The sequence below is a fragment of the Corallococcus sp. AS-1-12 genome (assembly GCF_020036995.1).
GTDB lineage: Bacteria > Myxococcota > Myxococcia > Myxococcales > Myxococcaceae > Corallococcus.
On record NZ_JAIQDD010000042.1, the window covers coordinates 31,108 to 55,315 of the forward strand.

A 24,208-nucleotide genomic window follows, 5' to 3' on the forward strand; every position below is an offset into this window, starting at 1 on the left:
GTCCGTTCTCACGCGAGCGCGCCGGTCCTCCCGGCGGCTTCGCGCTCCATTCCCCGGCGGCGCGCTCCCAGCGCCCCGGCGCACTTCTTCGCGGTCCCCCCGGAAGGTCCCCAATGGCACCGGCCCCGTCCAGCGGCTCCCTGGAAATCCCCACGCTGATCGACATGCTCCAGCAGCGCGGCGAGCAGCGCTTCGGGGAGGAGGCGTACATCTTCCTGGAGGACGACGGCCCGCTGCCGGTGACCTTCGGGGAGCTGGACCGGCGCGCCCGGGCCGTGGGCGCCCTGCTCCAGCAGCAGTCCGCCGTGGGCGAGCGCGCCATGCTCCTGTACCCGCCGGGGCTGGACTACGTGGCGGGCTTCTTCGGGTGCCTCTACGGCGGCGTCATCGCCGTGCCCGCGTACCCGCCGGATCCCTCGCGCCTGGAGCGCACGCTGCCCCGGCTGATGGCCATCGTGCGCGACTCGCAGGCCACGGTGGTGCTCACGACGTCCTTCATCCTCTCCATGGCGGAGGGGCTGTTCGAGATGGCCCCGGAGCTCGCGAAGCTGCGCTGGGTGGCCACCGACGACGTGGCGGCGGGCATCGAGTCGGCCTGGAGCAAGCCCGGCGTGGGCCCGGACTCGCTGGCCTTCCTGCAGTACACGTCCGGCTCCACTGGCACGCCCAAGGGCGTGATGCTCAGCCACGCCAACCTGATGCACAACCTGGAGGCGGCCCGGCAGAAGATGGGCGGCCACGCGGGAACGCGGTTCGTGTCCTGGCTGCCGCCCTACCACGACATGGGGCTCATCGGCGGCATCCTGTCCCCCATCCGGTGGGGCTGCGAACGCGCCGCCGTGATGATGTCCCCCTTCACGTTCCTCAAGCGGCCCCTGCGCTGGCTGGAGGCCATCTCCGAGTACAAGGCGACGCTGTCGGGCGCGCCCAACTTCGCCTTCGACCTGTGCGTGCGCAAGAGCACGCCCGAGCAGCGGCGGGCGCTGGACCTGAGCACCTGGGAGGTGGCGTTCAGTGGCGCGGAGCCCATCCGCGCGGAGACGCTGGAGCGCTTCGAGGAGGCCTTCGCGCCCTCGGGCTTCCGGCGCGAGGCCTTCTACCCCTGCTACGGGCTGGCGGAGAACACGCTCATCGCCGCGGGCGGCGTGAACGTGGAGGCCCCCATCGAGCGGACGGTGGAGGTGGAGCCCCTGGAGCGCGGGCACGCGGTGGCCTCCAGCGCGCAGGGGCCCGGGACCCGGCGCCTGGTCAGCTCCGGACGCACCCTGGCCGATCAGCGGCTGCTCATCGTGGATCCCGAGTCGCTGACGGCTCGCGCCGACGGCGAGGTCGGGGAGATCTGGCTGAAGAGCCCCAGCGTGGCCAACGGGTACTGGCGGCGGCCGGAGGAGAGCGAGCGCACCTTCCAGGCCCGCGTCGCGGGCACCGGCGAGGGGCCCTTCCTGCGCACCGGAGACCTGGGCTTCGTCCTGGACGGGGAGCTCTTCATCTCCGCGCGGCTCAAGGACCTGGTCATCCTGCACGGGCGCAACCACTACCCGCAGGACCTGGAGGCCAGCGTCGAGCAGAGCCACCCGGCGCTGAGGCCCGGCTGCAACGCCGCCTTCTCCGTGGAGGAGGCGGGCCAGGAGCGGCTGGTCGTGGTGCAGGAGATGGACACGCGCCACGCCTTCGACGTGGAGGAGGTCGTCCAGGCCGTGCGCGCCGCCGTGGCGGAGCGTCACTCGGTGCAGTTGCACGGGCTGGCGCTCATCCCCGCGGGCAGCATCCACAAGACGACCAGCGGGAAGATCCAGCGCCGCGCCACCAAGGCGGCCTGGCTGGAGGGGACGCTGGAGCCCCTGCACCAGTGGCGCGCGGAGGCCGTCACGGAAGCGCCTCCGGCGCCGGTCGCGCCCACGCCCACCCCCGTGGCGCCTCCGGCCGCCGGGGCGACGCGCGTCTCCGCTTCCGTGCGACAACTGGAGGCGTGGATCCTGGACGCGCTCGCGCGGGCCATGAACGTCCCGGTGGAGCGCCTGGACGTGGCCGCGCCCTTCGCCCAGCTCGGCGTGGACTCCGTGGCGGGCGTGCAACTGGCGGGTGAGCTGGAGGCGAAGCTGGGACGCAAGCTGCCTCCCACGCTGGTGTGGGACTTCCCGTCCATCGACGCGCTGGCGCGGCACCTGGCGGACGCGGTCCCGGGAGCGATGGACGCGGGCGCACCGGCCACGCCCCGGGAGCTCGCCGCCGAGGAGCCCATCGCCATCATCGGCCTGGGGTGCCGCTTCCCGGGGGCGGAGAACCCCCAGGCCTTCTGGCGCCTGCTCCTGGAGGGCCAGGACGCCATCCGCGAGGTGCCCGCGGATCGCTGGGACCTGCGCGAGTACTACGATCCGGACCCCACGGCCGAAGGGAAGATGACCACGCGCTGGGGCGGGTTCCTGGAGCAGGTGGACCGCTTCGACCGGAGCTTCTTCGGGCTGTCGCCGCGCGAGGCCTCACGCATGGATCCGCAGCAGCGGCTGCTGCTGGAGGTGGCGTGGGAGGCGCTGGAGGACGCGGGCCTGCCGGCCGAGCGGCTCGCGGGGAGCCGGACGGGCGTGTTCGTCGGCATCTCCACCAGCGACTTCGGCGCGATGCAGCTCAGCCGCCGCGGGCTCGCGGACGCCTACGCGGGGACGGGCGGCGCGCTGAGCATCGCGGCCAACCGCATCTCGTACGTGATGGATCTGCGCGGCCCCAGCATCGCGGTGGACACCGCGTGCTCGTCGTCGCTGGTGGCGACGCACCTGGCGTGCCGCAGCCTGCGCGCCGGTGAGTCCACGGTGGCCCTGGTGGGCGGCGTCAACGTGATGCTGTCCCCCGCGCTCACCGTCAACTTCAGCAAGGCCGGCTTCATGGCGCCGGATGGCCGCTGCAAGGCCTTTGACGCCAGCGCCAACGGCTACGTGCGCGGCGAGGGCGCGGGCGTCATCGTGCTCAAGCCGCTGTCGCGCGCGCTGGCGGACGGCGACACCATCCACGCGGTCATCCGGGGCAGCGCGGTGAACCAGGATGGCCGCTCCAACGGCCTCACCGCGCCCAACCGCTTCGCGCAGGAGGCCGTGCTGCGCGCCGCCTACCGCGACGCGGGCGTGGCGCCGTCCCAGGTCCAGTACGTCGAAGCGCACGGCACCGGCACGTCGCTGGGCGACCCCATCGAGGCGCAGGCCCTGGGCGCCGTGCTGGCCGAGGGCCGGGCGGCGGACGCCCCGTGCGCGCTCGGCTCGGTGAAGAGCAACATCGGCCACCTGGAGGCCGCGGCGGGCATCGCCGGCATCATCAAGGTCGCGCTGTCGCTGCGCCACGGCATGGTGCCGGCCAGCCTCCACTTCCAGACGCCCAACCCGCACATCCCCTTCTCCGAGCTGCCGCTGCGCGTGCAGGACCGGCTGCTGCCGTGGCCCGTGACCGCCGGTCCGCGGCTCGCGGGCGTGAGCTCCTTCGGCTTCGGCGGCACCAACGCCCACGTCGTGCTGCAGGGCCACGAGGCGGGGAGCGCCCGCCGTGAGCCGCCCCCCGCTCGCGCGCAGCTCGTGCCCCTCTCCGCCCGAAGCCCGGAGGCCCTGCGGGCCCTGGCTCGCGGCCACCTCGCGCTGTCTCCCCGGGGGGAGTCGCCCCTGGAGTCGCTCGGGTTCTCCGCGGCCACCCGGCGCGGCCACCAGTCCCACCGCGCGGCCGTGCTGGCCTCCACCTGGGAAGAGCTCCAGGCCCGGCTCCAGGCGCTGGCGGACGGACAGCCCCACCCCGGCGTGCTCACGGGCCCGGCCGTCCCCGGGGCACGTGCGCGCATCGCGTTCGTGTTCTCCGGCCAGGGCCCCCAGTGGTTCGGCATGGCCCGTTCACTGCTGGCCCGGGAGCCCGTGTTCCGCCAGGTCGTGGAGCAGTGCGACGCGCTCCTGAAGCCCCTGGCGGGCTGGTCCATCCTGGAGGAGCTGGCGGCGGAGGAGGGCCGCTCGCGGCTGGCGCAGACGGAGTTCGCGCAGCCGGTGATGTTCTCGCTCCAGGTGGGGCTCGCCGCGCTCTGGCGTTCGCTGGGCGTCGAGCCGGATCAGCTCGCCGGCCACAGCGCCGGCGAGGTGGCCGCCGCGTGCGTCGCGGGGGCCCTGTCGCTGCCCCAGGCCCTGGAGGTCATCCTCCACCGGGGCCGCGTCACGCAGCAGGCCTCCGGGCGGGGTCGCATGGCCCTGCTGGAGATGGCGCCGGACGAGGCCGCGCGAGTGCTCACGGCCTATGAGGGCCGGCTGGCCATCGCCGCCCGCAACGGTCCCACGTCCACCATCGTCTCCGGTGATGTGGACGCGCTCACGGAGCTGCTGGGCGCGCTGGAGCAGCGGCAGGTCCACGCGCGGCTGCTCGCCGTCAACTTCGCGTCGCACTGCCACCACATGGAGCCCGCGCGCGACGCCATGCGCGCGGCGCTCGCCCACCTGCGGCCCACCGCGCCGGGCGTGCCCATGGTGTCCACCGTCACCGCCCTGCCCGTGGAGGGCGCGGTGCTGGACGGCGAATACTGGGCCCGGCAGTTGCGCGAGCCCGTGCGCTTCGCGGACACGATGGAGCGCCTGGTCGATTCGGGCTGCGGCCTCTTCGTGGAGGTGGCGCCCCACCCGCTGCTGCTGGCGGACATCGCCCAGTTGCTGCGCGTGCGCGGCGTCGCCGGCGTGGCCGTGCCCTCCATGCGCCGGGGCGAGGACGAGCGCTCGGTGCTGCTCGGCTCGCTGGGGGCGCTCTACGCCCAGGGCGTGGACGTGCGCTGGAGCGAGCTGTTCGCGAAGGACACGCCGGTCGTGCCGCTGCCCACGTACCCGTGGCAGCGGGAGCGGTGCTGGATTGCCCTGCCCCAGGGGGGCGCGGCCCCGGCCGCCGAAGCCCCCGAGCTGTCCGAGGACTGGTTCTACGGCACGCGCTGGGAGCCCGCGGGCGAGGCCACCGCCGCGCCGGAGTCCGCGCGCTGGCTGCTGTTGGGTGACGCCGGCGGCACGGGCGCCGCGCTCGCGGAGCGCCTGCGCGCGCAGGGCCAGCCCGTGGTGCTCGTGGAGCCGGGCGAAGGTGGCCTGGACATCGCCCATGCGCCGGAAGAGGCGCTGACGCGGGCGCTGGAGCCGGTGCTGGGGCAGGCCCCCGGGACGCCCCTGCGCGTCGTCTACCTGCGCGCGCTGGACGGCGTGCTCCCGGAGAGCTCGGACCTGGACGCGGTGGGCGCGGCGCTGGCGCTGGGCTGCGTGCCGGTGGTGTCCGTGCTGCGGGCCCTGCTGGCGCGGTCCGTGGACGCGCGGCTGTGGCTCGTCACCCGTGGCGCGCAGCCCGTGGGCGAGGGCCCCCATGCGCTGGAGGCCGCGCAGGCCACGCTCTGGGGTCTGAGCAGCACGCTCGCCGCGGAGCACCCCGAGCTCTGGGGGGGGCTGGTGGACCTGGACCCCACCGCGTCCCTGGAGGCGTCCTCGGCGGCGCTGTGCGGGGCGCTCCAGGCCGGTGACGGCGAGGACCGGGTGGCGCTGCGCCAGGGCCGCCGCTTCGTGGAGCGCATGGTGCGCCGCCAGGAGCTGGCTTCGTCGCGCGCGCCGCTTCGCGTGCGGGCGGACGGGACGTACCTGGTCACCGGCGGTCTGGGCGGCCTGGGCGCGCACGTGGCGCGCTGGCTGGTCCAGCAGGGCGCGCGCCGGCTCATCCTCCTGGGCCGCACGCCGCTGCCTCCGCGCTCGAAGTGGAAGCGCCTGGAGCCGGATGCCCCGCAGGCCCGGCAGGTGGGCCTGGTGCGTGAGCTGGAGGCGCTGGGCGCCAGCGTTCACGTCGCCTCCGTGGACGTGGGCGACGCGGCGGCGCTGGGTGGATACCTGGAGTCCTTCCGCGACGAGGGCTGGCCGGAGCTGCGCGGCGTCATCCACGCGGCGGGCGTGCTGCTGCCGCGGGAGATGCCCGTGGCCCGGATGGACGCGCGGCCATTCGACACGCTGCTGCGGCCCAAGGCGCTGGGCGGCTGGCTGCTGCACCGGCTGCTGCGCGACGCGCCGCTGGACTTCTTCGTGTCGTTCTCCTCGGTGTCGGCCTACATCGGTTCGCCGGGCCAGGCGCCCTACTCCGCGGCCAACGCCTTCCTCGCCGCCATGGCCCACCTCCGCCAGTCGGCGGGGCTGCCGGCGCTCACCATCGACTGGGGCACCTTCGCGGAGGCCGGCATGGCCGCGCGGCTGGAGCAGGGCCGGAAGATCACCGGACGCGGCCTGCGGCTGATGGAGCCCGAGCAGGCGCTGCCCGCCATCGCACCGCTGCTGGCGTCCGGCACGCCCCAGGCCGGTGTCATGGACATCCGCTGGTCCGTGCTGCGCCAGGTGCTGGAGACGCGCGGTGAGCGCAAGGTGCTCGCGCGCCTCACGGATGCAGGCTCCGACGCGGCGCTCCCGGGCACGTCCTCCGGCCACCCGCTGCGCGCCACGCTGCTCGCGCTGGACGCGGCGGCGCGCGCCGAAGCGTTGATGGCCTTCCTGCGGGGTGAGGCCGGCGCGGTGCTGGGCATCGCTCCGGAGAAGCTGGACGGAGGGCAGCCCCTGGGCACGCTGGGGTTCGACTCCATCATGTCGGTGGACCTGCGAAACCGCATCCAGGCCCGCCTCCAGGTCACCCTCCCCATCGTCGAGCTGGTCAAGGGTCCCAGCCTCACGGCGCTGACCGCGCGCCTGCTCACGCTGCTCGCCACCGACCCGGGCGCCGCGCAGGGGCCGGGCTCCGGGGCGCCGCCGCTGCGGCGGCTGCCGGACGAAGGGCGGACCCACCCGCTCTCCTACGCGCAGGAGCGCATGTGGTTCATCCAGCAGTTGGAGCCGGGCAACATCGCCCTCAACGTGCCCCTGCTGGCGCGCTTCCGGGGCCTGCTGGAGCCCGAGCCGCTGGGCCGCGTCTTCACGGAGCTCTTGCGCCGTCACGAAGCGCTGCGCACCACGTTCGCCACCGTGGACGGCCGGCCGCTCCAGGTGGTCGCGGAGCCCTTCGACGTCCAGGTGCCCTGCTTCGATCTGCGCTCCCTGCCCCCCGAGGCCCGCGAGGCCGCCGCGCATGAGCGGGTGATGGAGCTGTCGCGCCAGACGTTCGACCTGGAGAAGGGCCCCATCCTCCGGCTGGCCCTCTTCCAGTTGGCGGACGACACGTCGCACGTGCTGATGGTGATGCACCACATCATGACCGACGGCTGGTCCCTGGTGGTGCTCGCGAGCGAGCTGGGCGCGAGCGTGGAGGCCGCCACCGGAGGCCGCGTCGCGCCGCTGCCCGAGCTGCCGGTGCGCTACTCCGACTTCGCCCGCTGGCAGCGGCAGTGGTTGCAGGGGGAGGCGCTGGAGTCGCAGCTCGCGTGGTGGAAGACGCGGCTCGCGGGCGTCCCGGACGTGCTGGAGCTGCCGACGGACCGGCCCCGGCCCACCGTCCCCTCGCGCCGGGGTGAGCGCTACGCACTGCGCCTGCCGCGCCCGCTCACGCAGGGCCTCAAGGCGCTCAGCCAGCAGGAGGGCGCCACGCTCTTCATGACGCTGCTGGCGGGCTTCCAGGTGTTGCTGCACCGCTACTCCGGGCAGGACGACTTCTGCGTGGGCTCGCCCACCGCGGGCCGCAGCCGTTCCGAGCTGGAGGGGCTGGTCGGCTTCTTCCTCAACACGCTGGTGCTGCGCGCCAGCTTCCACCCGGCGCTCACCTTCCGCGAGCTCGTGGCCCAGGTGCGCGAGGTGGCCCTGGGGGCCTACGCCCACCAGGACGTCCCGTTCGACCGGCTGGTGGAGGCGCTCAAGCCCACGCGCACGCTCAGCCACGCGCCGCTCTTCCAGGTGCTCTTCATCCTGCACCGGGCGCATGACGCCTCCATCCTCACGGGCGCGCTCACGGACGTGGAGGACATCCACTTCGGCGCCACGCTGTACGACCTCAACCTCTCCTTCATGGAGGACGAGCACGGCCTGAAGGGCTGGCTGGAGTACAGCACCGACCTCTTCGACGAGGGGACCATCGCCCGCATGGCGGCGCACCTCCAGGTGGTGCTGGAGGGCGCGGTGGCGGACCCGGGCCAGCGCATCACCCACCTGCCGCTGCTCACGCCGCCCGAGCACCAGCAGTTGCTCGTGGACTGGAACGCCACGCGCGTGGACTACCCCACCGCCGCGTGCTTCCCGCGGCTCTTCGAGCAGCAGGCCGCCCGCGTGCCGGACGCCGTGGCGCTGGTCTGCGAGGAGCAACAGCTCACCTACCGCGAGCTGAACGCCCGGGCCAACCGGCTGGCGCACCGGCTGGTGGCCGAAGGCGTGGGCCCGGACATGCCCGTGGGCCTGCTGGCGCCCCGGAGCATCGACTTCGTCACCGCGATGCTGGCCATCCTCAAGGCGGGCGGCACGTACCTGCCCATGGACCCTTCGCACCCGCCGCACCGCATCGCGCAGGTGCTGGAGCAGAGCCTGGCGCCGCGCGTGCTCGTGGCCTCGGAGCTGGCCTCCACGCTGGAGCGCGCGGGTGAGCTGCTGCCGTCCTCCGTGGCGAAGCCCCGGGGGCTCGTGCTGGAGGAGGCGCTCGCCGCTCCGGGCTCCGGAGCGGACCTGCCCGCGCGCGCGGGGCCGGGACACCTGGCGTACATCATCTACACGTCGGGCTCCACGGGCGTGCCCAAGGGCGCGATGCTCGAACACGCGGGCCTGCTCAACCACCTGTACGTCCTCATCCAGGAGATGTCGCTGGGTGAAGGCGACGTGGTGGCCCAGACGGCGTCCCAGTCCTTCGACATCTCCGTCTGGCAGTTCCTCACCGCGCTGATGATGGGAGGCCGGACGCACCTGCTGCTCGACGACGTGGTGCGCAGCCCCCCGCGCCTGCTGCGGGAGATGCAGACGCAGGGGCTCACCATCGTCCAGGTGGTGCCCTCCGTGCTGCGCGTGATGCTGGAGGAAGCCGAGGCGCTGGGCCCTTCGCGTCCGTCACTCCAGGCCCTGCGCTGGATGATCCCCACCGGGGAGGCCCTGCCTCCGGAGGTCAGCCGCAAGTGGTTCTCGCTGTACCCGCGCATCCCGCTGCTCAACGCGTACGGCCCGGCGGAGTGCTCGGATGACGTGACGCTCCACGTGCTGCGCCAGCCGTCCACCACGGTCAACACGCCCATCGGGCGCGTGGTGCCGAACCTCCAGTTGTACCTGCTGGACCGCGCGGGCCAGCCGGTGCCCATGGGCGTGCCCGGTGAAATCCACATCGGCGGCGTGGGCGTGGGCCGCGGCTACCTGAACGACCCCCGTCGCACGGCGGAGAGCTTCGTGCCGGATGCGTTCCGCGGCGTTCCGGGCGCGCGCCTCTACCGGACGGGCGACCTGGGGCGCTTCCTGCGCGACGGCACCATCGAGTTCCTCGGCCGCGTGGACCACCAGGTCAAGGTGCGCGGCTTCCGCATCGAGCTGGGGGAGATTGAACTGGCGCTGGAGCGGCACGCGGCGGTGCTGGAGGCCGTCGTCGTCGCGCGCGAGGACGTGCCCGGCGGCGTGCGGCTGGTGGGCTACGTGGCGCCGCGCGCCGGGCAGACGCTGGACTCCGGCGAGGTGCGCGCGTTCATCAAGGAACGGCTGCCGGAGTACATGGTGCCGCCCGTGCTGGTGGTGCTGGAGGCGCTGCCGCGCTCGCCCAATGGCAAGGTGGACCGCAAGAACCTGCCCGCCCCCACGGCCGGCGCCGTCCGCGAGCGTGAGTTCGTCGCGCCGCGCACGGAGCTGGAGCAGCAGGTCGCCGGGATGTGGGCGGAGGTCCTGCGCGTGGAGCGCGTGGGGCTGCATGACGACTTCTTCGAGCTGGGGGGCCACTCGCTGCTCACCACCCAGGTGCTGTCGCGCATCCGCAAGGCGTTCCAGGTGGAGCTGCCCCTGCGGGAGCTTTTCGATGCGTCCACGGTCGCGGCGCTCGCGGCCCGGCTCGAAGGGGCGGTGCGCGACGCGCGGACGTCGCGCCCGACGCCGCTCACGCCGGTGTCCCGCGAGGGGCGCCTCACGCCGTCCTTCGCCCAGCAGCGGCTGCTCTTCATCGACCAGCTCCAGCCGGAGAGCCCGCTCTACAACATCCCCTCCGCGGTGCTGCTGGAGGGCCCGCTGGACGCGGACGCCCTGACGCGGGCGCTCGCGGAGGTGCGCCGCCGCCATGAGTCGCTGCGCACCACCTTCCACGTGGACGACGCGGGGCCGTTCCTGCGCATCGTCCCTGGCGCGGACCTGGTGCCCGAGCGGCGGGACCTGCGGCACCTGCCCCCTTCCGAGCGCATGTCGGAGGCGCTGCGGCTGGCGTCCCGCGAGGCCCAGCGCCCCTTCGCGCTGGACCAGGGCCCGCTGGTGCGCGCCGCGCTCCTCCAACTGGAGCCCGAATGCCACGTGCTGACCGTGACGATGCACCACATCGTCTCCGACGGCTGGTCCATGGGGCTGCTCGTGCGGGAGGTGGCGGCGCTCTACGAGGCGTTCCGCGCGGGCCAGCCTTCGCCCCTGCCGGAGCTTGCCGTCCACATGGCGGACTTCGCGCACTGGCAGCGGCAGTGGCTGCGGGGCGGCGCGCTGGAGTCCCAGCTCGACTGGTGGCGCCAGGAGCTCAAGGGCGTGCCCCAGTCGCTGGAGCTGCCGACCGACCGGCCCCGGCCCGCGACCCAGTCCTTCCGGGGCGCGGCCATGCCCATCCACTACCCGCGCGCGCTGTCGGAGTCCGTGCGGGCCTTCAGCCAGCGCGAGGGCGTGACGCCCTTCATGCTGCTCATGGCCGCGTTCCAGGTGCTGCTGCACCGGTACTCGGGCCAGGATGACTTCTGCGTGGGGTCCCCCACCGCGGGCCGCAACGTGGCGGAGACCGAGGGGCTCATCGGCTTCTTCGTCAACAACCTGGTGGTGCGCGCGCGGCTGGGCGGTGACCCCACCTTCCGCGAGCTGCTGGCCCAGGTGCGGGAGACGACGCTCGGCGCGTTCGCCCACCAGGAGCTGCCCTTCGAGCGGCTGGTGGAGGCGCTCCAGCCCGTGCGCGACCTCACGCGCTCGCCGCTCTTCCAGACCGTCTTCGTCCTCCAGCAGGACGTGCTGCCGGAGCTCAAGCTCCCGGGCCTGACGCTGCGCCCGCTGACGCTGGAGCAGCACACCGCCCGGTTCGACCTGCTGCTGTCGCTGACGGACACGGCGGACGGGCTGGTGGGCTCGCTGGAGTACGGCACGGACCTGTTCGACGGCGCCACCATCGCGCGCATGGTGGAGCACCTGCACCACCTGCTGCTGGGCATCGTCGCGGACCCGTCACGGCGCATCTCGCGGCTGCCCCTGCTGTCCCAGGCCGAGCGCCACCGGCTGCTGCGCGAGTGGAGCGGGCCGCGCGCCTCGCATCCGGCCACCGCCTGCGTCCACCACCAGTTCGAGGCGCAGGCCGCCCGGACGCCGGACGCCGTCGCCGTCACCTTCGAGGACAGCCACCTCACCTACGGCGAGCTCAACGCGCGCGCCAACCGGCTCGCGTGGCGGCTGCGCGGCCTGGGCGTGGGCCCGGAGACGCTCGTCGGCCTGTGCGTGGAGCGCTCCCTGGAGATGGTGGTGGGCATCCTGGCCATCCTCAAGGCCGGAGGCGCCTACGTGCCGCTGGACCCGGCCTACCCCCGCGAGCGCCTGGCCTTCATGCTGGAGGACTCGCGGGTGCCCGTGCTGCTCACGCAGCAGTCCCTGGCCAGGACCCTGCCGGAGCACGACGCCGCGGTGGTGTGCCTGGACCTCGCGCCGGAGCCCGCGTCCGGACGGCAGGACAACCCGGACCCGGGCGTCACCTCCGAGCACCTCGCCTACGTCATCTACACGTCCGGCTCCACGGGCAAGCCCAAGGGCGCGCAGCTCACGCACGGGCGCATCACCCGCCTGTTCTCCGCCACGCAGCACTGGTTCCACTTCGGCGCGAACGACGTGTGGACGCTGTTCCACTCGTACGCGTTCGACTTCTCCGTCTGGGAGCTGTGGGGCGCGCTCATCCACGGCGGCAGGCTGGTGGTGGTGCCCTACTGGGTGAGCCGTTCCCCGGAGGCCTTCCACGCGCTGCTGCGCAAGGAGCGCGTCACGGTGCTCAACCAGACGCCGTCCGCCTTCCGGCAACTGGTGCAGGTGGATTCGGACGTGCAGGGCCCCAGCGGCCTGTCGCTGCGCACCGTCGTCTTCGGCGGCGAGGCGCTGGAGTTCGCCAGCCTGCGCCCGTGGTTCGCCCGGCATCCGGACACCCGGCCCCGGCTGGTCAACATGTACGGCATCACCGAGACCACGGTGCATGTCACCTACCGTCCCCTGCGCGCCGAGGATGCCCAGGGAAATGCTGGCAGCATCATCGGCGTCCCCATCCCGGACCTGCAGCTCTACGTGCTGGACGCGCGGCTGCAGCCCTCGCCCATGGGTGTTCCCGGCGAGCTGTACGTCGGCGGCATGGGCCTGGCCCGCGGCTACCTGTCGCGGCCGGCGCTCACGGCGGAGCGCTTCATTCCGGATCCCTTCAGCGACACGCCGGGGGCCCGGCTCTACAAGTCGGGGGACCGGGCGCGCTTCCGGGCCGACGGCAGCCTGGAGTACCTGGGCCGCGGCGACTTCCAGGTGAAGCTGCGCGGCTTCCGCATCGAGCTGGGAGAGATTGAAGCGGCGCTCGAGCAGCACGGCTCGCTGCGCCAGAGCGCGGTGCTGGTGCGCGAGGACACGCCGGGCCACAAGCGGCTGGTCGCCTACGTCGTCCCGTCCAGCGGGGAGTCGCCGGACGTGGAGGCCCTGCGCGTCCACCTCAAGGCGCGCCTCCCCGAGTACATGGTGCCCGCCGCCTTCGTCTCGATGGCGGAGCTGCCCCTCACGGACAACGGCAAGCTGGACCGGCGCGCGCTGCCCGCGCCCGAGCAGTCCGTCGCGGAGGCGGCCTTCGTCGCGCCCGTCACGCCGGTGGAGCAGACCCTGGCCGCGCTGTGGGCCCAGGTGCTGGGCGCGCCGCGCGTGGGCCTCTCGGACAACTTCTTCGCGCTCGGCGGCGACTCCATCCTCAGCCTCCAGGTCATCGCCCGCGCCCAGCGCGCCGGGCTGCGGCTCACGCCCCGCCAGCTCTTCCAGCACCAGACGGTGGCGGAGCTGGCGCGGGTGGTGGAGACCACGGCCGCGCCCGGGGCCGAGCAGGGGCTCGTCACGGGCGAGGTGCCGCCCACGCCCATCCAGCGCGCCTTCCTCGACGCGGAGCTCCCGGAGCCCCACCACTACAACCAGGCCGTGCTGCTGGAGGCCCACGAGCCGCTGGACGCCGAGGTGCTGGAGCGCGCGTTGAACGCGCTGGTGGAGCACCACGACGCCCTGCGCACGCGGGCCACCCGCGACGGCCAGGGCTGGACGCTGTCGCAGGTGGGGCTGGAGTGCCCGGTGCGGCTGGAGCGCCTGCCCCCTGGCGCCCCGCTCGCGCGCGAGACGGCCCGGGCGCAGGCCCGCCTGTCCCTGGAGTCGGGCCTGCTGCTGGGCGCCGCCCTCTTCGAGCCGGACGCGGGACAGCCCCAGCGGCTGCTGCTGTACGTCCACCACCTCGCCGTGGATGGCGTGTCGTGGCGCGTGCTCCTGGAGGACCTAGAGGCCGCCTACGGCCAGCTCGCGCGCGGTGAGCGCGTGGCCCTGCCTCCGAAGACGACGCCCTTCGTGGAATGGGCCCGGCGGCTTCAGCGGCACGCGCGGACGCCCGCCGTGGAGCAGGAGCTCGCCTTCTGGCGCACGGAGGGCCGTCGCGCCGTGCCGGCCCTCCCGGTGGACCACGAGGGGACGGGGAACAACACCCAGGCCACCGCGCGGCGCGTGGCGGTGAGGCTGGACGCGGCGGAGACGCGGGCGCTCCTGCAGGAGGTGCCCGCCGCCTACCGCTCGCGCATCGACGAGGTGTTGCTGGGGGCGCTGGCCCGCGTGCTCACGCGCTGGACGGGCTCCGAGAGCCTCCGGGTGGACCTGGAGGGCCATGGCCGCGAGGACCTCTTCGAGGACGTGGACCTGTCGCGCACCGTGGGCTGGTTCACCGCGCTCTACCCGGTGGTGCTCCAGGTGCCCGCGAGCGCCAGCCCCGGCACGGCGCTGCGGGCCGTGCGGGACTCGCTGCGGCGCGTTCCGGGACGCGGCCTGGGCCATGGGCTGCTGCGCCACCTGGGTTCGGACGCGGCGCGGGAACACCTGCGGGCCCTGCCCGCGGCGCCGGTGGCCTTCAACTACCTGGGCCAGTTCGACGCGGTGGCCTCCGGTGCGGCTCGCATGCGGGCCTCGCGCGAGTCCGCCGGGCCCACGCGCTCCGGGCTCGGACAGCGCAGCCACCTGCTGGAGGTGAACGGGCTGGTGCTGGGCGGCGAGCTGGAGCTGGAGTGGCTCTACAGCGAGGCCGTGCACACGCACGCCACGGTGGAGGCGCTGGCCGGGGAGCTTTTGACGGCGCTGCGCGAGCTCATCGCCGGCCGCGACTCCGAGGACGCGCGGCGCTACACGCCGGGGGACTTCCCGCTGGTGGACGTGAGCCCGTCGGTGCTGAGCGCCGTGCTGCCGCCGGGAGAGCCGGTGGAGGACGTCTACCGCCTCACGCCCATGCAGCAGGGCATGTTGTTCCAGACGCTGCTGGAGCCGGGAGCCGGCGCGTACGTCGAACAGCTCTCGTGGTCCCTCCACTCGGGGCTGGACGTCGCGGCCTTCCGTGAAGCGTGGCAGGCGGTGGTGGACCGGCACCCGGCGCTGCGCACCCGCTTCCACTGGGAGGGGCTCGCGGAGCCGTTGCAGGTGGTGCTCCCCCGCGCGGAGCTGCCCTGGAGCGAGGTGGACCTGCGGGGCCTGCCTCCCGGAGAGCAGCAGGCCCGGCTCGCGGCGTGGCTGGAGGCGGACAGCGCGCGCGGGTTCGAGCTGTCGCGCGCGCCGCTCCTGCGGCTGACGCTGCTGCGCCTGGACGAGCAGGTGTACCGCTGCGTCTGGAGCTTCCACCACCTCATCCAGGACGGGTGGAGCATGGGGCTGCTGCTCCAGGACGTGTTCGCCGCCTACGCGTCGCGCCTCGCGGGCCAGCCGCCCCGGTGGGGCCGCGCGCCGGCCTTCCGCGACTACGTGGAGTGGCTGGGCCGCCAGGACCTGGCGCGCACCGAGTCCTTCTGGAGGAAGACGTTCGCCGGTGTCGCGGCCCCTACACCGCTGCCCGGCGATGAGCGCGCGAGCGCCCTCCGGGACTCGCGCCAGGGCAGGAGCGGCAGGGTGGAGCTGGTGCTCCCGGCCGCGCTGACGGAGGCCCTGCAGGGCTTCGCGCGGCAGCACCAGCTCACGCTCAACACGCTGGTGCAGGGCGCATGGGCGCTGCTGCTGGGCCGGCACACGCACCTGACGGACGTGGTGTTCGGCGCCACCGTCGCGGGCCGGCCTCCGGGCCTGTCCACCGCGGCGGACACGGTGGGCCTGTTCATCAACACGGTGCCCGTGCGCGTGACGCTGCCTCCGGAGGAGCGGCTGCTGCCGTGGCTGCGGCGCATCCAGGACTGGCAGGCCGAAGCGCAGGAGCACGAGCACAGCCCGCTGGTGCGGGTGCAGGGATGGAGCGGCGTGCCCCGGGGCACGCCCCTCTTCGAGACGCTCCTTGTCTTCGAGAACTACCCGGTGGACGACTCCGTGCGCGCGCGGGCCGGCGGCCTGGACGTGCGCGACGTGCGCTTCGACGAGCGGCCCCAGTACGCCCTCAACGTCACCGTCATCCCGGACGGGCCACTGCGGCTGACGCTGGCCCACGACACCTCGCGCCTGCGGCGCGCCACCGTGGAGCGGCTGGCGGGCCACTGGCGCACGCTGCTGGAGGGCATGGTGGCGCGCCCCTCGCAGCGGCTGGGCGACCTGCCCCTGCTCACCGACGGGGAGCGCCGGCAACTGCTCACCACCTGGAACGACACCCACGCCCCCGTCCCTCCGGGCTGCATCCACCACCTCTTCGAGGCGCAGGTGGAGCGCACCCCCGGCGCGGAGGCCGTGCGCCAGGGCGACACGCGGCTGACGTTCCACGAGCTGGAGCGCCGGGCCAACCAGCTCGCGCACCACCTGCGCGCGCGGGGCGTGAAGCCGGGCGTGCTGGTGGGCCTGTACGTGGAGCGCACGGTGGAGATGGCCGTGGGCCTCCTGGGCATCCTCAAGGCGGGCGGCGCCTACGTGCCGTTGGATCCGGGCTACCCGGTGGCGCGGCTGGCCTCCATGCTGGAGGACTCGGCGGTCCCGGTGCTCGTCACGCAGGAGCGGCTGGCGGACGAGCTGCCCGCGGGCGCGTTCCTGACCGTGTGCCTGGACGCGGACCACGCGCTCATCTCGCGTGAGCGCGACGCGCGGCCCGTCAGCGGCGTCACCGCGGACGACCTGGCGTACGTCATCTACACCTCCGGCTCCACGGGGCGCCCCAAGGGCGTGCTCATCGAGCACCGGGGCGTGGTCAACTACCTGGCGTGGTGCGCCCGGGCCTACCCGGCCGCCGAGGGCGCCGCGCCCGTGCACTCGTCGCTCGCGTTCGACCTGACGGTGACGAGCCTGCTGCTGCCGCTGACGGTGGGACGCGCGGTGGTGCTGGTGGAGGAAGGCGGCGGCGTGGAGGGGCTGGCGCGGGTGATGCGCGAAGGCGGCGGCCATGGCCTGGTCAAGCTGACGCCCTCCCACCTCCAGTTGCTGGCGCGCCAGTTGAGCCCGGCCGAGGCCCGCGGCGGCACGCGCGCCTTCGTCATCGGCGGCGAGGCGCTCACCGCGGAGCACCTGACGTTCTGGCGCGAGCACGCGCCGGACACGCGGCTCATCAACGAGTACGGCCCCACGGAGACGGTGGTGGGCTGCTGCGTGCACGAGGTGACGGGCGACGAGGCCCCGGGGAGCGTCGTCTCCATTGGCCGGCCCATCGCCAACGTGGACCTGCACGTGCTGGACGCGGACCTGCGGCTGGTGCCGGTGGGCGTCACCGGAGAGCTCTACATCGGCGGCGTGCAGTTGGCCCGGGGCTACTGGCGCAGGCCGGAGCTCACGGCGGAGCGCTTCATCCCGCACCCCTTCAGTTGGAAGCCCGGCGCGCGCCTGTACCGCACGGGAGACCGGGTGCGGCGCAACGCGGACGGCACGCTGGAGTTCCTCGGCCGCCTCGACTCGCAGGTGAAGGTGCGCGGCTACCGCATCGAGCTGGGGGAAGTGGAGGCGCACATCGCGGCCTGCGCGGGCGTCCGCGAGGTGGCGGTGCTGACGCGCGAGGACACCTCCGGCGCGGCGCAACTGGTGGCGTACGTCACGGGTGACGTGGACCCGGCGGGCCTGCGCCGGACGCTCACGGAGCAGGTGCCCGGCTACATGGTGCCCGCCGCGTTCATCGCGCTGGACGCCCTGCCCCTCACGCCCAACGGCAAGGTGGACACCCGGGCGCTCGCCGCGCTGGGGCTGGAAGCGGGAGGAGCCCGCGAGCCCGCGGACACGTTCCGCGCGCCGCGCACGCCCACCGAGCAGTTGCTCGCCGGCATCTGGGAGCAGGTGCTGCGCGTGGAGCGCGTGGGCCTGGCGGATGACTTCTTCGAGCTGGGCGGCCACTCCCTGCTGGCCACGCAGCTCGTGTCGCGCGTCCAGGGCACCTTCCAGGTGGACCTGCCGCTCGGTGACATCTTCGAGGCTTCGTCCCTGGCGGCGCTGGCGGAGCGCATCGACGCCCGGGCCCACGGCGTCCGGCCCCCCGCGATGGAGCCCCTGCCGCGCACGGGCGACCTGCCGCTGTCCTTCGCGCAGCAGCGGCTGTGGTTCCTGGACCAGTTGGAGCCGGGCAGCGCCGCGTACAACATCTCCAGCGCGCTGCTGCTGGAAGGCACGCTGGACACGGCCGCGCTCGGCAAGGCCCTGGGGGCCGTGCTGGCGCGCCATGAAGCCCTGCGCGGGGCGTTCCCCGAGTCCGACGGCCGGCCGGTCCTCCGGCTCTCCCCGTCGACGCTGGCCTTGCGCGAGGAGGACCTGGGACACCTGCCCGCCGACGCGCGGATGGAGGCGGCGCTCCGCCGGGCCGCGGATGACGCGCGCCGTCCCTTCGTGCTCGCCGAGGCGCCGCTGCTGCGCGCGCTGCTGCTGCGGCTGGAGGGCGGACGTCAGGTGCTGGCCCTCACCGTCCACCACATCGTCGCGGACGGCGCGTCCATGGCGGTGCTGGTGCGGGAGCTGTCCGAGCTCTACCAGGCCTTCCGCGAGGAGCGGGCCCCGGTGCTGCCCGGGCTGCCCGTGCAGTACGCGGACTTCGCGCACTGGCAGCGCCAGTGGCTCCAGGGCCCTGTCCTGGAGGCGCAGCTTGGCTGGTGGCGTGAGCAGCTCCACGACCTGCCCCCGGCGCTGGAGCTGCCCACCGACCGGCCCCGGCCCGCGGTCCAGTCCTTCCGGGGCGCGGCCGTGCCGGTCCGCCTGCCGGTGGAGCTGACGCGGGAGCTGCACGCCTTCTGCCGGCGCGAGGGCGTCACCCCCTTCATGGTGATGCTGGCCGCCTTCCAGGTGCTGCTGCACCGCCACTCCGGCCAGGACGACGTGGGCGTCGGTTCGCCCATCGCGGGACGCACGCGCGCGGAGACCGAGGGCCTCATCGGCTTCTTCGCCAACACGCTGGTGCTGCGCGCACGGATGGGCGCGGACCCCACCTTCCGCGAGCTGCTGGCCCAGGTGCGGCGCACCGCGCTGGGGGCGTACTCGCACCAGGACCTGCCCTTCGAGCAACTGGTGGACGCGCTGCGGCCGGAGCGCGACCTGAGCCGCTCCCCGCTCTTCCAGGTGATGTTCGTCCTGGACCAGGACGCGCTCGCGGACGTGGCGCTGCCGGGCCTGTCCCTCAAGCCGCTGGTCCTCGAACGGGACACGGCGAAGTTCGACCTCACGCTCGCGCTGGCGGACACGGCCGAGGGACTGGTGGGCTCGCTGGAGTACAGCACCGACCTGTTCGACGCGGCGACCGTCACGCGGCTGGGGCAGCACCTGGAGACGCTGCTGAGGGGCAGCCTCGCCACGCCGGACGAGCGCCTCTCCCGGCTGCCGCTGATGTCCCAGGCCGAGCGGCACCAGCTCGTCTCGGAGTGGAACGACACGCGCCTTGCGCGCGAGGCGTCCCTCACGCTGCACGGGCTCATCGAGGCCCAGGCCGAGCGCACGCCCGACGCGGTGGCGGTGACGTTCGACGAGGAGGCCCTCACCTACCGGGAGCTGGACGCGCGGGCCAACCAGGTCGCGCACGCGCTGCGCGAGCGCGGCGTGGTCCCCGATTCGCGCGTGGCCGTGCTGATGGAGCGCTCCGTGGAGCTGGTGGTGGGCCTGCTGGGCATCCTCAAGGCCGGCGGCGCCTACGTCCCGCTGGAACCCACGCTGCCCCAGGAGCGGCTGCGGTCCATGCTCCGTGACAGCGAGGCGCGGTGGGTGCTCACCCAGGCGCGGCATGCCTCGCTGCTCCCGGCGGAGGCGCCCGAGGCGCTGAGCCTGGACGCGGACTGGCGCACGTTCGCGAAGCACACGCGGGCCCGTCCAGACGTGACGGTGCACGGCGGCGGGCTCGCCTACGTCATCTTCACGTCCGGCTCCACGGGTCAGCCCAAGGGGGCGATGAACACCCACGAGGCCATCTGCAACCGCCTGCTGTGGATGCAGGACGCCTACGGGCTGACGGCGGACGACCGCGTCCTGCAGAAGACGCCCTACGGCTTCGACGTGTCCGTGTGGGAGTTCTTCTGGCCGTTGATGACCGGAGCGCGGCTGGTGGTCGCGCGGCCCGGTGGCCACCAGGACAGCGCGTACCTGACGCGCACGCTCGTCGAGCAGGGCATCACCACCCTGCACTTCGTGCCGTCCATGCTGCGCGCCTTCCTGGACGAGCCGGGCGTCGAGTCCTGCACCGGCCTCCAGCGGATCATCTGCAGCGGCGAGGCGCTGCCCGCCGACCTCCAGGCGCGCTGCCTGGCGCTGCTCCCGGCGGAGCTGCACAACCTGTACGGCCCCACCGAGGCGGCCGTGGACGTCACCGCATGGGCCTGCGCCCGGGGCGACACCCGGGCCAGCGTCCCCATTGGCCGGCCCATCCACAACGTGTACCTGCGCGTGCTCGGGCCGCGTCTGGAGCTGGTGCCCGCGGGGGCCGTGGGCGAGCTGTACCTGGGCGGCATCGCGCTGGCGCGGGGGTACGCGGGCCGTCCCGGCCTCACCGCGGAGCGCTTCGTGCCGGATCCGTTCGGTGACGCACCGGGGGCCCGCCTCTACAAGACGGGCGACCGGGTCCGCTACCTCGCGGACGGCAGCCTGGAGTACCTGGGCCGCGGCGACTTCCAGGTGAAGCTGCGCGGCTTCCGCATCGAGCTGGGGGAGATCGAAGCCGTCCTGGGCTCGCACGCCTCCGTGCACGAGTCCGCCGTGGTGGTGCGCGAGGACGTCCCGGGCCAGAAGCGGCTCGTCGCCTACGTCGTCGCCGCCAGCGGCGCGGGGGTGGACGAGGACGCCCTGCGCGCCGTGCTCAAGGCGCGGCTGCCCGAATACATGGTGCCCTCGGCCTTCGTGAGCCTGCCGGCGCTGCCGCTGTCCTCCAACGGCAAGCTGGACCGGCGCGCGCTTCCCGCCCCCGGGCGCCTGGCTTCCGGCGAGGGCTTCATCGCGCCGCGCACGTCCGTGGAGCGCACGCTCGCGGACATCTGGGCCCAGGTGCTGGGCCTGGAGCGCGTGGGCACGGCAGACAACTTCTTCACGCTCGGCGGTGACTCCATCCTGGGCCTCCAGGTCGTCTCGCGTGCGCGGCGCGCGGGGCTGCGGCTCACGGCCCGGCAGCTCTTCCAGCACCAGACGGTGGCGGAGCTGGCTCGCGCCGCGGGCGACGCGCCGGTGCTCCCGTCCGAGCAGGGCCCCGTCACCGGCGAGGTGCCGCTCACGCCCATCCAGCACTGGTTCCTGGAGCAGCCCCGCTCCAGGCCCCAGCACTTCAACCAGTCGGTGCTGCTGGAGGTCCTCCAGCCGCTGGACACCGGGCTGCTGGAGCGCGCCCTGGGACACCTGCTGCTGCACCACGACGCCCTGCGCATGCGCTTCGAGTCCCGGCAGGGGCGTTGGACGCAGCACCTGGGAGGCGCGGAGTCCGCGACGCCCGCGCTGAAGCACGAGGACCTGTCCGCGGTGCCTCCCGAGGCACAGCACGCGGCCCTGGAGCGCATCGCGGCCGAAGCGCAGGCCTGTCTGGACCTCACCCACGGTCCGCTGCTGCGCGCCGTCCGCTTCGACCTGGGCCCCTCGCGGCCCGGCTACCTGCTGCTCGTCATCCACCACCTCGTGGTGGACGGCGTCTCCTGGCGGGTGCTGCTGGAGGACCTGGACGCCGTGTGCTCGCGGCTTCGCGAGGGTCTGGAGCCCGCGCTGCCGCCCAAGAGCACGTCCTTCAAGGCGTGGGCGGAGCGGCTGCACGCGCATGCCCGGACCGACGCCTTCGCCCGGCTTCCGGCCTGGCTGGACCTGCCTTCGCCCACGCCGCTGCCCGTGGACGTGGCCGGGGGGAGCAACACGCTCGACTCGGAGAAGCGCGTCCTGGCGTCTCTCGGCGCCGAGGAGACCCAGTTGCTGCTCCAGGAGGTGCCCGGCGCGTACGGGGCACGGCTGGAGGAGGTGCTGCTCGCGGCCCTGACGCACACGCTCGCGCGGTGGTCCGGCGCTTCCCACCTCATGGTGGACCTGGAGGGCCACGGCCGCGAGGACCTCTTCGAGGACGTGGACCTGTCGCGCACCGTGGGGTGGTTCACCACGCTGTTCCCGCTGCTCGTGAACGTGGATGCGTCCCTCGCTCCGGCATCAGCGGTGCGGCAGGTGCGGCACGCCCTGCGCGCGGTGCCCGACAAGGGCCTGGGCTACGGACTGCTGCGCTACCTGCGCCCGGAGCACGGCTCCCGTCCGCGCTCCTCCGCGTCGGGGGCGCCCGTGCTGTTCAACTACCTGGGACAGCTCGACTCGGCCCTGCCCGCGTCGTCCCGGTTCCGCCTCTCGCGCCTGCCCACCGGGCCCGTGCAGGGCGGCGAGGGTCCGCGCACGCACGTGCTGGAGGTCAACGCCTTCATCCTCGGGGGGCGCCTGGAGGTCGCGTTCGCGTACAGCCAGAACCTGCACCACGAGGCCACCCTCCAGGGCCTGGGCCAGCGCTTCACGGAGGCCCTGCGCGCGCTCATCACCGGGCGCCACTCGCCCCAGGCGCTCGCGCGGACCGCCGCGGACTTCCCGCTCGCTGGCGTGCCCGCGCATTTCCTGGACGCCCTGCTCCAGGACCAGCCCGCGCTGGAGGACGTCTATCCGCTGGCGCCCATGCAGCGCGGCCTGCTCTTCCACGCGCTGCTGTCACCGGGCTCCAGCTCCTACTTCGAGCAGCTCTCCTGGGCGTTCTTCCACACCCAGCTCGATCCGGTCGCCCTGCACCGCGCCTGGGAACACGTGGTGGCCCGGCACCCGGTGCTGCGCACGGGCTTCCTCTGGGAGGGCCTGGAGCAGCCCGTCCAACTGGTGCACGCCCGGAGCGAGCTGCCCTGGCAGGAGCTCGACTGGTGCACGCTCCCGGAGACGGAGCGGGAGGCCCGCTTCCAGGCGTTCCTCGCGCAGGACCGCGCCCTGGGCTTCGACCTCACCCGGCCGCCGCTGATGCGGCTCACGCTCATCCAGTTGGGACAGGACGCCTGGCGGCTGGTGTGGAGCTTCCACCACCTGCTGGTGGACGGCTGGAGCATCGCGCTGCTCCTCAAGGAGCTGTTCGCGACGTACACCCGGCTCGCCTCGGGTCAGCCGCTCGCGGCCGTCACGCTGTCGCATGGCTACCGCGACTACGTGGCGTGGCTCCAGGGCCAGGAGCCCTCCAGGACGGAGGCCTTCTGGCGTGCCTCGCTCGCGGGGGTGAGGGCGCCCACCGCCCTGCCGGAGCCGCTCGCGGGTGAAGCCGCCAGCGACTCCGCCGAGGGCAGCGAGCGCGAGGTGACCCTGTCCGAGCAGGACACCACCGCGATGCAGTCCTTCGCGCGCCAGCACCAGCTCACGCTCAACACGCTGGTGCAGGCCGCGTGGGCGCTGGTGCTCGCCCGGCACGCGGGCGAGGACGAGGCCGTCTTCGGGGCCACGCGCTCCGGCCGTCCCGCCGGGCTCGCGAACGTCGAGTCCGCGGTGGGCCTGTTCATCAACACCCTGCCCGTCCGCGTCCGGCTGCCCGCGCATGCCCGGGTGGCCACGTGGCTGAAGGAGCTGCAGGCGAACCAGCTCGAGCTGGCCGACCACGAGCACACGCTCCTGTCCGACATCCAGGCCTGGAGCGAGGTGCCGCGCGGCACCTCGCTCTTCGAGAGCATCCTCGTCTTCGAGAACTACCCCGTGGACGCGGCGCTGAAGGAGGGCGCGCGGCACCTGGACATCCGCGATCCCCAGAGCTTCTCGCGCACCCACTACCCGCTCACGGCGGTCGCCATCCCGCGGCAGGAGCTGCGGCTGCGGCTGGTCTCCGGCGTCCAGCGCCTGGGGCCCGCCACGCTGGAGCGGTTGCTCGCGCAGTGGCGCGCCGCCCTGTCCGGCCTCATGGCCGCGGCCGACGGCCGCCTGTCCGACGTCACCGGACTCTCGCCCGGCGAGCGCCAGCGCATGCTGGTCGACTGGAACGACTCGCACGTCGCCTTCGTCCAGGACACCCGCGCGCACCACCTCTTCGAGGCCCAGGCCGCGCGCACCCCGGACGCTCCCGCGCTGGAGTGCCAGGGCACCACGCTCACCTACCGGGAGCTGGACGCGCGCGCCAACCAGCTCGCGCACCACCTGCGCCTGTCCGGCGTGGGGCCGGACGTGCGTGTCGCGCTGTGCTGCGAGCGTTCGCCGGAGCTGATCATCGGCATGCTCGGCATCCTCAAGGCCGGCGGCGCCTTCGTTCCGCTGGAGCCGTCGCATCCGGCCGAGCGGCTCGCCTTCGTGGTGGAGGACAGCGGCGCTTGCGTGCTGCTCACGCAGAAGGCCCTGGCACCTCCAGGGGCCGCACCGCGGCTCACGCGGGTCCTGCTGGATGAGGACTGGGGCGTCATCGCCCGTCAGCCCACGCACGCGCCCGCCACGCGCGTGCTGCCGGACCACCTGGCCTACGTCATCTACACCTCCGGCTCCACCGGCAAGCCCAAGGGCACCCTCCTGCACCACCGGGGCCTGTGCAACAC

The 24,208-nt window shown here is 73.9% G+C and carries 1 protein-coding gene; it reads left to right on the forward strand.

Annotated elements, in window-relative coordinates; genetic code table 11:
• Positions 1-113: 113 nt before the first annotated feature.
• Positions 114-24,208, forward strand: a 24,095-nt coding sequence (locus tag K8556_RS36595; RefSeq protein ID WP_223744763.1) for a non-ribosomal peptide synthase/polyketide synthase, incomplete at its 3' end; no start/stop codon positions are given.